This is a genomic window from Corynebacterium sp. FDAARGOS 1242, from assembly GCF_016889985.1.
In the GTDB taxonomy this organism is placed as follows: domain Bacteria; phylum Actinomycetota; class Actinomycetes; order Mycobacteriales; family Mycobacteriaceae; genus Corynebacterium; species Corynebacterium minutissimum_B.
The window spans coordinates 1,310,824-1,325,831 of the sequence record NZ_CP069568.1 but is presented as its reverse complement, the minus strand read 5'-3'; the positions used below and the strand labels follow the sequence as shown (position 1 = coordinate 1,325,831).

Sequence of the window (15,008 nt, the reverse complement as noted above, 5' to 3'; positions counted from 1 at the left end):
GACGGACTAGCTTTTACGGGTCACACCGAGGCCAAGCTTCTTACCCACGAGGGAATCAGAGCGCACGGCGATCGAGTCTGCGACGGAGTTGATGGCCTGGGTGGCAGGGGACTCAGGGACCTTGAGGACGATGGGCGTTCCCTCGTCACCGGCTGCGCGTAGGGCAGGGTCCAGTGGGATGGAGGCCATCAGCGGAACGTCGTGGCCCAACAGCACGCTGAGACGCTCGGCGACGACCTGTCCGCCGCCCTCACCGAAAATGTCCATGGTGGAGCCATCCGGCATGACCATGGCACCCATGTTCTCAATGACGCCGGCGACGCGCTGGCGCGTCTGCTGAGAAATGGAACCGGCACGCTCGGCTACCTCAGCAGCCGCAGCCTGCGGGGTAGTGACGATGAGCAGCTCGGCATTCGGGATGAGCTGGGCTACGGACAGTGCGACGTCGCCAGTACCCGGCGGCAGGTCGAGGAGGAGCACGTCCAAGTCACCCCAGAAGACATCTGCGAGGAATTGCTGGAGCGCGCGGTGCAGCATCGGCCCGCGCCAGACGACGGGTGCATTGCCCTCCACGAATTGCCCAATGGAGATGTACTTGATGCCGTGGGAGATGGGTGGGAGTAGCATTTCGTCGTCAAGCACAGTGGGGCCCGCCGTAGAGCCGAGCAGGCTGGGGACGGAGTGGCCATAAATATCGGCGTCCACAATGCCGACCTTGAGGCCCTTCTCCACGAGAGCAGCCGCCAGATTCACCGTGACGGAGGACTTGCCCACACCACCTTTGCCGGATGCTACGGCGAATACGCGCGTGGTGGATTCCGGCTTGGCAAAAGGAATCTCTGGCTCGGCCTGCCCGCCGCGCAGCTTCTGCTTGAGCTCTTGGCGTTGTTTATCGCTCATCGGGGTCATCGAAATGGAAATCTCACCCACGCCGTCTAACTCAGCGACGGCGGCGCGAGTGTTGGATTCGATGGTGCTCTTCATCGGGCAGCCGGCGATGGTGAGATACAGCTCGATGTCCACATCCGCACCGTTGACAGTCACGGACTTCACCATGCCGAGCTCAGTGATAGGACGGCCGATTTCAGGGTCGTCGACGCGCTCAAGCGCGGAACGAACAGCAGTTTCAGTAATTGCGCTAGTCATAACTCGCACCAGTCTAGTCATCCTCCATTGAGGAGAGCCACACCGCATGAGGGCTACGGGGTGTGTAAGATTCAGCCAGACGCTGCAGCTAAGCGCTGTGGCCAGTTAGTTGTGACATGTTGTACTTGATGTCCTGCGCCTTGTCCGGTCAAAAAGAAAGAATGCGCCAGATTTTGATTCCCCGCCTTGCTGAACGTTCCCGAACTTTCTCCCGCGTTGTTGGGGTGGCAATGGTGGGGATCGTGGGGGCGTCGATAAGCGCTTGCTCCGAGTATGAACCCAAGCCTGACCCGCAACCTTTTGCGTCCTCGCCCATCACCATCATGATTGACCCAACGTCCCACAAACAGCGCGTGCTGGCGGAGATCTACCGCCAGACATTGCTTGACGAAGGACGTGCGGTCACCGTTTCCCAGGATCCCATGGTGGTGCGGCGAGGTAATGGACATTCTGGCGGCGTGAGCCGCACCGGCAACTTCTTTGTTGGTTGCACGGGTGAATTCTTGAACGCTTTCAACCCAGCGGAGGCCCGCGCGATATCGAAGGACTACGTGGCTGCCCAAGATAAGGGCACAAAGGACGTAGATTTTTTGGAGCGCGCACACATCGCGCTCATGGCGTCGATGCCGCCAGAGCTGTCCGTCGTGGAACCCGCCAGTGCACAAGGCTGCCCGAACGCCGCACCGGAGCTGCCGCAAAACTACGTTGTGGTGTACCAAGACGGCCTGTTCAATCGAGACGAGAAGTTGGAAGTGGCTTCCTTCACCAAGTTCCTTACCGCGCAGGACCTCGACGAGGTAGTGCAGGACGTTAAGGATTCCGAGGATTTTGAGTCGACCGTACGTGCCTGGATGGAGGCGAACCTCCAACACAACCTCAACGAGGAAGGTGACTCCAATTCTTCCGGCGGATCAGATTTGGTTCACGACGAAAAATAGACGTCCAGTCGGGCCGGGAAATGTGGAGAAATTAATGCAATGCTATCGGTTGGAGTTTTTCAAAAATAGCTGGTTAGCCTAAAAAAATGTTGTGTTCCTTAGGGGGAGTCGGTAGAGTTTTTTAAATGTTGCTCTGCCTACTCCCGTTAATTCTCTCGAGCAGCTGTGGGGAAACTGTATAACATGCCCCCGTTACTGCTCTGTTCTCACTGGAGTGAGGCAGAATTTTGCATAGGAAAGGACAAAAAGCAATGAATGCACAACGTAGTGGTTCGGCTCAGCGTCGTACTTCCCGCAGGGGAGTGGCCACTCTCTCTGCCATCACTCTCGCGCTTAGTGGTCTCAGCATCACTTCTTTTAACTCGGTGGCCCCAGAGGCTTCCGCTGAATCGTTTACCGGCGGCATCCGTGATAAGTCCGGCGCGGTTGAGAAGGACGCGCAGCAGGCGTCCGACCTGCCGGCGGGTTCGTGTGTTGTTGACAGCGGTGAGCCGAGCGGAAGTCAGGCAGGTTTCAGCTGGAACACCCTGGAGCCAGGTTCGAGCACCCCCTCGAAAACCCTGTGGGGTCTGAGTGTCTCCTTTGATAACTCGAAGGACCGCACGTTCGCCGATTGGTACTTTTCCAATTCGGGGAACCTTAAGAACTTTTTGGATGCCGGCCAGGTGGCTTCCATGGAGGCCGGCCAGACCTTTATCGATAAAGATGTCACCCACAAGGCCGACGAAATCATCGGCATTACTGCTAGTGGTCGCGATCTACGAAACGTGAATCTTTACGCAGAGCTGACCGATGAGAAAGTCAAGCAGTTCGCTTCGGCCTCTGCCGATAACCCTGTGCGTTACGCCTGGCAAAGCAAATACAAGCAGGGCAATCCTGACGGGCCGTATGCCACCAAGGGGGGGCAGCGCTACTTTTGGCGCTACTGTAAACCCCTGGCCGAGCGAAAACATTGAATGTAACCCGATCACGGTGTCGTGGGAGAATCGGGAGAAGCTGGTCATTAGACCAGGTGAGGAGCTCAAGGTCGGCGAGATCTACGTTCCGAAGGTGCAAAACGGCGGCACGGACGATTCCATGTCCCGCATGGTCGTGGAGGCTTACGACGCCCAGGGTAACTTCATCGGCACGAGTGACACCGACGCTTCTGGTGGTGGTAAGTCGAGCGTACGTATTGATCAGACTACCGGCGAGATCTTCTACACCATGCCGGAGTACAAGGGCACGGACCTGAGCGACCAGCAGGGCATGCGCTTCAGCGTGCTCGCCAAGCCTCGCAGCGTCGACCAGCTTCAGGCTGCGGTTGAAAACAACAATGGCGGTGTAGGCACTGCGTTTGAAAGCTCGAACTCGCTGGATCGCTACAACAAGGCAAACGTTATTGGAAACCACCAGTGGAGCTTCGACGACACCCAATTCCACGACCCCAAGTATGCCCCCGACCAGCAGTCAGTCATTTCCGGCGTAGACAAGGCCACTAAAACACCGGTAACCGGACGTCAGACTCTGACTTTTAAGCAGGTTGGTGACAAGATTGCCGATCTGAAGAAGAAACGCGAGGACGGCGGCGTTGAGGCCGAAGTCAAGCTTGATGACAGCTATGTCTACGAGGGTTGGGATGCCAAGATGGATCCCGAAACTTATGATGTCACCGTCACGACACCCGAAAACCCGCGTCCTGGCACCTTTGCTCAACCCCGCGTTATCGTTACCTATTCGAATGGCTCGAAGGATATTATCCCGCTGCTCGCTGTCGTTGATCCGAACAATACTCAGGTAACGGAAGTGGTAGCTAGGGGAACCGTTGAAGGCCCCGCGGGCAAAGTGCTTGTTTCTGAGCTTGATTTGAAGCCCGTTCTGAAAGGACATAAGGTAGTCGCGCCAAAGTCCTATGACGTTGACAAAGAGTCCGTACCGGAGGGCTGGAGAGTAGCTGTCGATGATGACGGCACCGTGAAAGTCAAGGCTATATCACCGGAAGCAGCTGCGAATAACACCAAGATAGTCCCGAGGGTTATTGCAACCTACCCCGACGGGACGACCGATGTGGTTGATGTTCCCTTCCAGATTGTCAACGCGATAAAGGTACCGGACTACACTGCGGTATCTGGGCAAGTAAGCCAGACGGTCAAACTTAAGCCTGTCTTGCCGGAAATCGGCTTAGGTGGCAGCGCCGACGATGAGAAACCCAACCGTTATACCTTCCCCGACGGCTCCTTCGAGTACAAGCTCGGTGATTGGACCGTCACCATCGACGAGAAAACCGGTGAGCTGAGTTCGACGATTCCGGAGACGGCTCTGCCTGGCGCACGACTGACTGTGCCGGTGAAGGCATACTACGCCACTGGTGCCACCCCGCAGGTGGTGACCGGCACCATCAACGTTATTGGTGACGGTACTGGCAAGGACTTCGCGTCTTACCCTGCGCAGGTGACGAAGGCAGGGGAGAAGGTGTCTTCGGATATCGATACGAAGCTGCCTGATCCGAAGCTTGCTAAGTACAAGTTGCCTGATAACTTGCCGAAGGACTGGAAGTTCTCCGTCGACGAGAAGGGCACGGTTACCGCAATCCCGGATGCGACTGTGCAGAACGGAACGACTGTCACCGTTCCGGTAGAAGTAACCTACCCAGACGGTTCCACCGCTACTGTTCCGGCAGAATTCACGGTCATCGATGCCTACGCGCGTACGAATGACCCTATTTACCCGACGGTCACTGGCCGACCAGGCGACTTGGCTGTGAGCCAGGTGGATCGTACGCGCCTGCACGATGCTGCGGAACCCCGTTTCTCCATCATCACGGATCCGAATGATCCGGACTATATTGAACCTCCGCGTAACTTGAAGTGGGAAGATGTAAAGATTGACCCGGTTACGGGTGTGATCACTACAAAGATTAGCAAGCGTGCTTTACCAGGAACTTCCGCGGATATTCCGGTTCGTGTCACGTACAAGGACAATTCGACAGATAAGACTATCGCGACCGTGGTTGTCGTGGCCGAGCAACGTCAGGTCTATGAGGCGCAGTACATGCTGCAGACCACGACGCCGGGTGGCAAAGTTACGTCCGAGATTACGGATGAGACAAAGATCCCTGAAGAAGACCTAACCAAGGATGAATCGAAGCGCTACCAAGTGCCCGACGACGTCGATGGGTGGGCGGTCAGCGTCGATAAAGACGGTGTCGTTACCGCTACCGCACCTGCGGACGCCCGACCTGGCGACGGTGTAAGCGTCCCCGTCACCGTCAAATACAGGGATGGCTCTACTGACACTGTCTATGCGCCGTTCAAGGTGAAGGAGAACCAGAAGGACATCAACGAGCCTTCCTACCCGGTCGAATCCACCAAGCCGGACACCGAGGTGAAGCGTCCTGTCACACGTGACGGTGCACCGGACGGCACGACATTCTCCTTTGGTATGGATGGCGATAAGCCTAAAACCGAGGACACCGTCGATGGATGGACCTACAAGATCGATCCGAAAACGGGTGAGGTTTCCGTAACCCCGCCCGCTGGCTCTAAGCCGGGCGACAAGCACGTACACAACGTCACGGTGACCTACCCTGATGGCTCGACCGATGAGACTCCAGTCACCACTGTGGTGAATTTGACTCAGAACTTTGAGGTTGATCCAACCTACCCGCCAGAGACCACTTTCCCTGGTGAGACGGTTACGGCACCGCTTACTATTGATTTGCCCAACGGCATCACCGTGGCCGAGAAGGATCCATATAAGATCACCCCGGCAGATGGCTACACGGCGACCGATAAACCCAACGAGTTCGGAAACCCGACGTACACGGTCGCGACGGCCAACGGTGACTGGCTCGTGGGCTTGGACAAAAAGGGCAACGTAATTGCAACCGCACCGGAGGGCGCGAAGCCGGGTGATTCTATCAAGGTTCCGGTCACGGTGACCTACTCCGATGGTTCCACCGATCGGATTTATGCACCGATCAACATCCAGGATGCCCCGACTCGTGAGGTGCCGTTCGATGTTGAGTACAAGTTCGATGACACCGTCCCGCAGGGCACCTACAGGGTCGAAACCGAAGGTGTTCCGGGTACAGAGGTACAGGACCGTAAGGGCAATTGGTCGCAGACCAAGGCGCCGGTCAATGAGGTCGTCGTTATTGGTACCAAGCCTGCAAAGGCTACCGATGAAATGACATGGAAGATGTCTACCGGTTTCGACACCATCATGCGTCCGAACCCGGCACTCAAGCCAGGCGAGGTGGAGGTCGTTCAGGAGGGTGAAGCTGGTGAACGCACCATCACTGCGAAGTTCGACGCCACCCTCGAGCCGGGCGGTGTTCCGACGGTAAAGACCACGTCGGATACCGTGACCAAGGACCCGAAGCCACGCATCGTGGAGTACGGTCCGCGCCTTGAGGATCAGGTACTGACCTTCACCCAGACGAACCGCGTTCCGTTCGAGACTGAGGTTAAGTACGACCCGAACCTGAAGGCTGGCGAGCAGGTCATTGAGCAGAAGGGTGAAGAAGGCGTAGACACCGTTACAACGAAGCAAAAGCTCGTTGACGGCAAGCCTTCCGGCGAGCCGACCGTGACGACTGAGCGCACCAAGGAACCAGTTGCGGCTGAAATTCGTGTGGGCACTAAGACCACTGGTGAAACCACCAAGACGGTTGCGGCTGACGTTCCGTTCGGCGTGAAGGTCGAGTTTGACCCGAACATGCCGGCTGGTACGTCTAAGACTGTCACCGAGGGCAAGCCGGGCAAGAAGACCATCACAGTGACCCAGAAGGTCACCAACTCCCAGCCGGATGGCGAAGCCACTGTAGAGGAGAAGGTCACCGAACAGCCGGTGGACCAGGTCATCAAGGTCGGCACTAAGCCTTCCGAGGCATCTGAAAAGGTCACGTGGACCGCTCAGGTTCCGTTTGAGGTCGAGACCCGTCCGAACCCGGAGCTGAAGCCGGGTGAAATTAAGGTTTTCCAGAAGGGTGTTCCGGGTGAGAAGACCTACACCGCAGATTTCTCTGCTAAGGGCGACCAAGCATCCGTGACTCCGGAGGAGAAGCAGACTAAGGATCCGGTCAAGGAGATCATCGAATACGGTCCGAAGGCTGAGGACACCTCCGTGGTGACCAAGACTGAGAAGCCGGTTTCATTCGAGACCGAGATCGTCTTCGATGACTCGCTGGAAGAGGGCGAGCAGGTCGTCGACCAGCAGGGTGAGCTGGGTACTGAAGTAGTCACCTCTACCCAGAAGATCGTGGATGGTAAGCCTTCCGGCGAGCCTGAGGTGACCACTGAGCGCACCAAGGAACCGAAGAAGCAGATCATTCGCGTTGGTACCAAGACCACAGGAAAGAACACTGAGGCCGTTGAGACTGAAGTTCCTTTCGATGTGAAGGTTGTCTACGACCCGAACCTGAAGCCTGGCGAATCCAAGGTCACTCAGGAAGGTAAGCCCGGCAAGAAGAAAGTGACGATTGAACGTGACATCGTCAACTCCAAGCCAGGGGATCCGAAGATCACTGAAGAGATCATCGAGAAGCCTGTTGAGAAGGTCGTCACTGTCGGTACGAAGCCAGCCGAGGCCACCAATAAGGCAACGTGGACTGCACCGCTGCCTTATGACACGATCGTGCGTCCGAACTCGGACTTGAAGCCGGGAGAGATCAAGACTGTCCAGAGCGGTGAATACGGTGAGAAGGAATTCACTGCTGACTTCACTGCGAAGGACAACACTTCCTCGGTTAACACCACCGAGAAGGTAACGAAGCAACCAGTTCAGCAGATCATTGAGTATGGTCCAGGCGCCGATGACTCTGAGGTTGTGACCAAGACCGAGAAGCCGGTGCCGTTCGCGACTGAGATTGTTTTTGATGATTCGCTGAAGGCGGGCGAGCAGGTCGTCGATCAGCAGGGTGAGAACGGTATCGAGGTGGAAACCTCTACCCAGAAGATCGTGGATGGCGAGCCTTCCGGCGAGCCGACCGTGACCACTGAGCGCACCAAGGAACCGACCAACGCGGTCATTCGCGTAGGCACCAAGACTGAGGGTACGTACACCACCGAGTCCGAGGTTGCGGTTCCGTTCGAGACCGAGATTCAGTTCGACGATTCTCTGCCGGCTGGTACTCAGGAGACTGTCCAAGAGGGCAAGCCGGGTAAGGATAAGGTCACCACGACCCAGACCATCGAAAATTCGAAGGTCACGGGTACCACGACCGAAACCAAGCGCGTTGATGAGCCGGTCAAGAAGATCATCAAGGTCGGCACCAAGGGTGATACCACCTCCAAGTCTGTGGAGTGGACCGAGAGCATCCCATTCGAGGTCGAGGTTCGCGAGAACCCGGATCTCAAGGCCGGTGAGACCAAGGTTGTCCAGGAGGGCAAGCCGGGCGAGGTCAAGCACACTGTCACGGTGACCTCCGACAATGGAGAAATCACGACGGATGACTCCACCGCGACCGTTACTGAGCCGACCAAGCACATCATCGAGGTCGGTACTGCACCGACTCAGACTGAGCTGACTGACAAGCACACCGAGCAGCTTCCGTTCGACACTCTGATTGAGGTTGACCCGAACCTCGAGGCCGGCAAGGTTATTGAGGATCGGGCAGGTTCCTTCGGTGAGAAGGAAGTTACCAAGGTGTGGAAGCTTGAAGACGGCAAGGCCGTCGGTGACCCAGAGACCTCCGAGAAGGTCACTAAGGAACCGACGTCGCGCAAGCTGCGCATCGGTAGCAAGGTTGTCACGGAGACTGAAAAGGTCACCGAAACCACCAACACCACCACGACTGTGACCGAGAAGGAACAGGTTCCGGCACCGGAGATTGAGCGTTCCTTCTTTGGCGCTCAGCTGGTCAAGCCTGGTCAGTCCGAGTCTCAGGACGCGAAGAACCACACGGACGGCAACACCTACGAGGTGCCGTCGGACGTTGATGGTTGGAGCTTCTCTGTGGACGAGAACGGCAGGGTAACGGCAACTGCACCGTCGACGGCCGAGTCCGGCGACTACATCGAGGTACCTGTGACGGTTACCCCGGAGAACGGCAAGCCATATGTGACCAACGCGGTGTTCATCGTCAAGGAAGAAGAGCCGATTGCTCCGGAACCGAATGACCCCGAGATAATTCAGGCACCGACCTACAACCCGGACGTCATCAAGGCTGGTGACACCAAGACGGTTGGCATCAACTACGGCCACGCCGGGGGCAACACGTACGAACTGGGTGAAATCCCGGATGGTTGGACCGTAAACATTGATGAAACCACCGGCGAGCTGACGGTTACCCCGCCGGCTGATACCCCGAGCGGCACCATCAAGGAGATTCCGGTCAAAGTCACGACGAAGGACGGCGACGTCTTTAACGTGAAGACCGTCATCGGCGTTATCAGCGACAACTGTGGTTGCGAGCCGGTTGAGCCGAATGAACCAACCGACGAGCCGACTGAGGAACCGGAGGAACCGACAGCCAAGCCGGAGGAACCGACAGCCAAGCCGGAAGAGCCGACAGCCAAGCCGGAGGAACCGACAGCCAAGCCGGAGGAACCGACAGCCAAGCCGGAGGAACCGACAGCCAAGCCGGAGGAACCGACAGCCAAGCCGGAGGAACCGACAGTCAAGCCCGAGGAACCGACAGTCAAGCCGGAGGAACCGACAGTCAAGCCGGAAGAGCCGACGACCGTAACGGTTACTGAGACGGTTGATCCTTCTAACCCGACACCGAGCGAGGAGCCAAAGGACCCGGAGCCGACCGAAGAGCAGCCAACGGGTGATGCCTCGACGACGACTGTCACGGTTACGGAAACCAAGGAGCCGTCCACGCCGAGTGAACCGACGCCGTCTGACGACCCGAAGGAACCGGAGCTGAAGCCGACGGTCACTGTGACGGTAACTGAGGATCCGTCTAAGCCGACCCCGACCGACGAGACCACGTCGACAGAGCCGACCACAGACAATCCGAAGCCGTCTGATGAGAATCCGACTGTGACGGTTACCGTGACTGAGGATCCATCCAAGCCGAGCCCGACCGACGACACCACGCCGGCCGAGCCGACTGCGGATGAGACCCCGTCCGAGGATCCGACCACTCCGGTGGAGCCGACTGAACCGACCGACCCGACTGATCCGGATACTCCGGTTGAGCCTTCCGACCCGACTGATCCGAACGAGCCGTCTGAGCCGGACACTCCGGCCGACCCGAACGAACCTCGTATTCCGGAGGTCGGCAGTCTGTGGCCGATCCTCATTCCGCTGGTCCTGGTACCTGCAGTCATCGGTCACTTCATCAATCAGCCGGGAGCTCCGGCTCCGAAGCTGCCTGGTCTGCCGCTGAAGCCGCAGAAGCCGGAGGACGTCATTAAGGACCTTCAGCCAAAGGCTCCGGGCGAGGCAGAACAGCCTAAGCCGCAGGCACCGGTGGAGAATGAGCAACCTAAGCCGCAGGACCCGCAGGCGCCGATGGAGAACGATCGGTCAAATAATGTTGAATCCAAGGATGTTGAGCCGAGCCAGAGCGACAACACCAGCCGCTACACTGGCAAGTCTCCGAGCACCACGGATTCCAAGAAGAGCACCAACTCTGGCTTCCTGGCTAACACTGGTGCGAATGTCCTGGGTCTGCTAGCCGCAGGTCTGGCACTCATTGCCGGTGCCGCACTGCTGCTGCGCCCTAGTCGCCGCCGCAAGGAGTCCTAGAACTACCTAGGACCCTGGGGCCAAATTGGCACCCTAGGCCACGGCTACTGAGGCCGTGAAGGAAACGCCCGAGCACAACGCTCGGGCGTTTCTTGTTTTGTCTATTTGGCACTCTGGTTACCGAGGTGATGCTAGTACTTCTAGCTGTGTGGAGTGGTGACGAGGTTGCGGCTGGGAAGCCACCAGTTCATCCCAGTTCCGGTGGATAGGGCGGCACGAGAACCTTCTGAGACTTTGATGTAGCTTCCGCGCAACGTTGAGAGCGTAAAAAGGAGCACGATAGGCGGCGAAACGAGGTCGGTTGGAGGGCTATCGTGCCCTTTTTTCGCTGTCGGGGGAGGAGAGAGAACGGGCCGAAGAAGGACTCGTAGGTTCCAACCGAGGCAGAAGGCATAGCAAAGGCCCCGGCCGCCACTACTCGGGGAGAGGTGGCAAGGCCGGGGCCTTGGGCGTGGAAGAGCCTAGACGCTGTTAGATGTCGAATGCCTCTTCCAGCAGGTTCTTCTGCTCAATCTGGTGAACCTTCGCGTTACCGGTTGCAGTCGAGGACTGCGAGCGGCGGGAAACGCGGACCAGCTCCGGCATATCCGGGATAAGCTCACGCAGGTGCTCGTTGTAGAACGGCCACGGGCCCTGGTTGGCCGGCTCGTCCTGAACAAAGCGAACCTGCTCAGCGTTCGGGTAAGACTCGAAGGCCTCACGCAGGCGGTTGAACGGAATCGGGTGGAGCATCTCCACGCGCACGATGGCGATGTCATCGCGGCCATCGGCTTCCTTCTTCTTGGCCAGCTCCCAGTAGAGCTTGCCGGAAACCAGCATGATGGTCTTGACCTTGTCGGCGTCGCCCACCTTCTTACCGTTGATGTCGAAGAAGTTCGGGTCGTTGATAACGGACTGGAACTTGGTGACCTCGGTGAAGTCGGACACGGAGGAGGTTGCAGCCTTGTTACGCAGCATGGACTTCGGGGTGAAGACAACCAGCGGGCGCTTCATCTCACCGAGAGCCTGGCGGCGCAGCAGGTGGAAGTGGTTAGCCGGGGTGGACGGCTGAGCCACCGTCATGGAGCCCTCAGCACACAGCTGCAGGAAGCGCTCGATGCGGGCGGAGGAGTGGTCCGGGCCCTGGCCCTCGTAGCCGTGCGGCAGCAGCAGGATCAGGCTGGAGAGCTGGCCCCACTTGGCCTCACCGGAAGAGACGTACTCATCGATGATGGTTTGGGCACCGTTGGCGAAGTCACCGAACTGTGCTTCCCAGGCCACGACGGCATCCGGGTTACCCACGGTGTAGCCGTACTCAAAGCCCATGCCAGCGAACTCGGTCAGTGCCGAGTTGTACACCATGAACTTACCGCCATTGCCCTTGGACGTAGCCAGGTGAGCAACCGGGTTGTACTCTTCACCGGTGGCTGGGTCGAAGGCCACAGCGTGGCGCTGGGTGAAGGTGCCGCGGCGGGAATCCTCACCGGCCAGGCGGACAACCTTGCCGGAGTTTGCCAGGGAGCCGAAGGCGATGAGCTCGCCCCAACCCCAGTCGATGCCGCCTTCACGAGCGGACTTCTGGCGCTCCTTGGCAACCTTGCCCACACGCTTGTGGTACTCAAAGCCCTCCGGCGGGGTGCCGTAGGCATCGCCGATTTCGGCCATCTCCTCGGCGGTGATGGAGGTATCCAGACCGCGGGTGAGATCCTGGGAGGAAGTAATACCGGTCTGCTCCTTCGGGCCGGCCTTCTCCGCTTCCTTATGCTCAGCGAAGACGGACTCCATCTGGTCATGGAAGTCACGTGCAGCTGCCTCTGCTTCTTCATCAGACAGGTCACCGCGGCCGATGAGCTCCTCGGTGTAGCGCTCACGGACGGACTTGTGGTTGTCAATGATGTCGTAGAGTCGCGGCTGTGTCATGGACGGATCATCAGCCTCGTTGTGGCCGCGCAGGCGGTAGCACACGAGGTCAATGAAGACGTCCTTGCCAAAGCGGCGGCGGTACTCAGTGGCGAGCTTACCTACCCAAACAACTGCCTCCGGGTTGTCGCCATTGACGTGGAAGACCGGGCAGTCGAAGCCCTTGGCCAAGTCGGTGGCGTAGTGCGTGGATCGGCCGGAATCCGGGGTAGTGGTGAAGCCCACCTGGTTGTTGACCACAACGTGGACCGTACCGCCGGTGGTGTAGCCACGCAGCTGGGACAGGTTGATGGTCTCCTGCACCACGCCGAGGCCGGTGAAGGAAGCATCGCCGTGGAGCATGATCGGGACAACGGTGTGGCCCTCCGGGCCCTTGTCCAGGATGTCCTGCTTAGCGCGGGCAATACCTTCCATGACCGGGTCGACGGCCTCGAGGTGAGACGGGTTTGCGGCCAGTGTGACCTTGATTTCCCCATCGCCGAACATCTGCAGGTGCTCGCCCTCAGCTCCGAGGTGGTACTTCACGTCGCCAGAGCCGCCAAGCTGGCCGCCCTTGTAGTTGCCATCGAACTCACCGAAGATATCGGCCAGCGGCTTGCCCACGATGTTGAAGAGCACGTTGAGGCGGCCGCGGTGCGGCATACCGATGACAACTTCGTCGAGGTCCTGGCCGGCGGCAGTGTCCACGATGGAGTCCAGCAGCGCGATGAGTGACTCAGCGCCTTCCAGGGAGAAGCGCTTCTGGCCCACGTACTTGGTCTGCAGGAAGTTCTCGAAAGCCTCCGCAGCGTTGACCTTCTGCAGGATGTACTTCTGCTCGGAGTTGGTCGGCTTCGGCATGCCGGCCTCAATCTGCTCCTGCAGCCAGCTGCGCTCATCGCGGTCCAGGATGTGGGTGTACTCGGAGCCCACCTTGAGGGTGTAGGCGGAGCGGAGGCGGGTAACCACCTCACGCAGCGTCATGGTCTCCTTGCCGCCGAATCCGCCCACGTTGAAGGTGCGGTCCAGATCCCAAATGGTCAGGCCGTGAGTAGCCAGGTCGAGGTCGCGGTGGTCCGGCCACGGCAGGCCCGGCTGCTTCCAACCTAGCGGGTTGATGTCAGCCAGCAGGTGGCCGCGGGAGCGGTAGGCCTCGATGTACTGCATAACGCGCGTGTTCTTATCGACGCCTGTGTTAGGCACGTCAGCAGCCCAGCGGAAGGGCTGGTAGGGAACACCCAGGGACTCGAAGAGCTCGTCCCAGAAGGCGTCGTCAAGAATGAGCTGGCCAGTGGTGCGCAGGAACTCACCGGACTCCGCGCCCTGAATAACGCGGTGGTCGTAGGTGGAGGTCAAGGTAACCAGGCGGCCCACGCCCAAGTCAGCCAAACGGTCGGCGGAGGTGCCGGCGAACTCAGCCGGGTAGTCCATGGAACCGACACCAATGATGGAGCCGGAGCCCTTGGTCAGGCGAGCGATGGAGTGGCGGGTACCAATGCCGCCCGGGTTGGTGAGGTTAATGGTGACGCCGGAGAAGTCATCCATCGTCAGCTTGTTCTTGCGGGAACGGTCAACGATGTCCTGGTAGGCATCGATGAACTCGGCAAAAGTCTTGTTCTCTGCTTCCTTAATGGCGGCAACCACGAGGGCGCGGGAGCCATCCTTCTGCGGAAGGTCAATGGCCAGGCCCAGGTTGACGTGCTCCGGCTGAACCACGGTGGGTTTGCCGTCCTGAATCTCGTAACGCACGTTCATGTCCGGGTGGATCTGAACGGCCTTAACAAGGGCGTAACCCAGGATGTGGGTAAAGGAGATCTTGCCGCCGCGGGTGCGCTTGAGGTGATCGTTGATCATTGCGCGGTTTTCCCACATGAGCTTGACCGGGATGTCGCGGACGGTCGTAGCGGTGGGGATCTCCAGGGATTCGTCCATGTTCTTGGCAATAGCCTTGAACATGCCCTTGAGCACGCGGGAGCCGGGCTCCGGGGCGTCCTTGATGCGGTCGAGCGGGGACTCCGACTTCTTCGGATCTGCCTTCGCCTTCGTTGCCGAAGACTTCGAGTCGCTCGGTGCCTTAGCGCCAGGAGCAGCAGGGGACTTCTCTGCAGGCTTAGGAGCGGAGCTTTCCTTCTTTTCTGCCGGCTTCTGTGCCGGGGCAGAAGCCGTGGAGCCAGAGGCCTTAGCGGAGGCCTTGGGCTGTGCGGCCTGCTTGGGAGCCCCGTTAGCCTCAAAGTAGTCACGCCACTCCTTATCTACGGAGTTTGGGTCCTTTGAGTACTGCTGGAACTGTTCGTCAATCAGCCACGCGTTCGGGCCGTAGATGCTCGATTTGCTCACGGCAGGTGTTCGCCTCTTTCTGTGCTTTAA

Annotated in this window: 5 protein-coding genes; 3 read left to right on the top strand and 2 right to left on the bottom strand. The window is 58.7% G+C overall.

Translation table 11 applies throughout. The features are described 5' to 3' along the window. Positions 1 to 6: 6 nt before the first annotated feature. Positions 7 to 1,146 (bottom strand): Mrp/NBP35 family ATP-binding protein, encoded by a 1,140-nt coding sequence (locus I6J72_RS06265; protein ID WP_204100346.1) that lies wholly within the window; start codon positions 1,144 to 1,146, stop codon positions 7 to 9. Between the two features lie 161 nt (positions 1,147 to 1,307). On the opposite strand from I6J72_RS06265, the gene I6J72_RS06260 reads away from it, so the two are divergent. From I6J72_RS06260 to I6J72_RS06250, 3 genes are all read left to right on the top strand, one after another. Beyond that, complete coding sequence (locus tag I6J72_RS06260; protein WP_204100345.1) at positions 1,308 to 2,084, top strand: hypothetical protein; 777 nt, start codon at positions 1,308 to 1,310, stop codon at positions 2,082 to 2,084. Between the two features lie 251 nt (positions 2,085 to 2,335). Then, positions 2,336 to 3,040: an adhesin domain containing protein gene (locus tag I6J72_RS06255; protein WP_204100344.1), complete on the top strand. Its 705-nt coding sequence runs from the start codon at positions 2,336 to 2,338 to the stop codon at positions 3,038 to 3,040. A gap of 16 nt (positions 3,041 to 3,056) precedes the next feature. Then, positions 3,057 to 10,763 carry a G5 domain-containing protein gene (locus tag I6J72_RS06250; RefSeq protein WP_204100343.1) on the top strand — a complete coding sequence of 2,569 codons (7,707 nt, stop codon included), beginning with the start codon at positions 3,057 to 3,059 and terminating at the stop codon, positions 10,761 to 10,763. Positions 10,764 to 11,234: 471 nt separating this feature from the next. Here the strand turns inward: I6J72_RS06250 and I6J72_RS06245 are convergent, their stop codons facing one another. Beyond that, positions 11,235 to 14,978 carry a multifunctional oxoglutarate decarboxylase/oxoglutarate dehydrogenase thiamine pyrophosphate-binding subunit/dihydrolipoyllysine-residue succinyltransferase subunit gene (locus I6J72_RS06245; protein WP_204100342.1) on the bottom strand — a complete coding sequence of 1,248 codons (3,744 nt, stop codon included), beginning with the start codon at positions 14,976 to 14,978 and terminating at the stop codon, positions 11,235 to 11,237. Positions 14,979 to 15,008: the final 30 nt, after the last annotated feature.

Coding starts and splice junctions, on each gene's coding strand:
- I6J72_RS06255 (WP_204100344.1), top strand. CDS start 2,336: ATGAATGCACAACGTAGTGGTTCGGCTCAGCGTCGTACTTCCCGCAGG.
- I6J72_RS06265 (WP_204100346.1), bottom strand. CDS start 1,146: ATGACTAGCGCAATTACTGAAACTGCTGTTCGTTCCGCGCTTGAGCGC.
- I6J72_RS06260 (WP_204100345.1), top strand. CDS start 1,308: ATGCGCCAGATTTTGATTCCCCGCCTTGCTGAACGTTCCCGAACTTTC.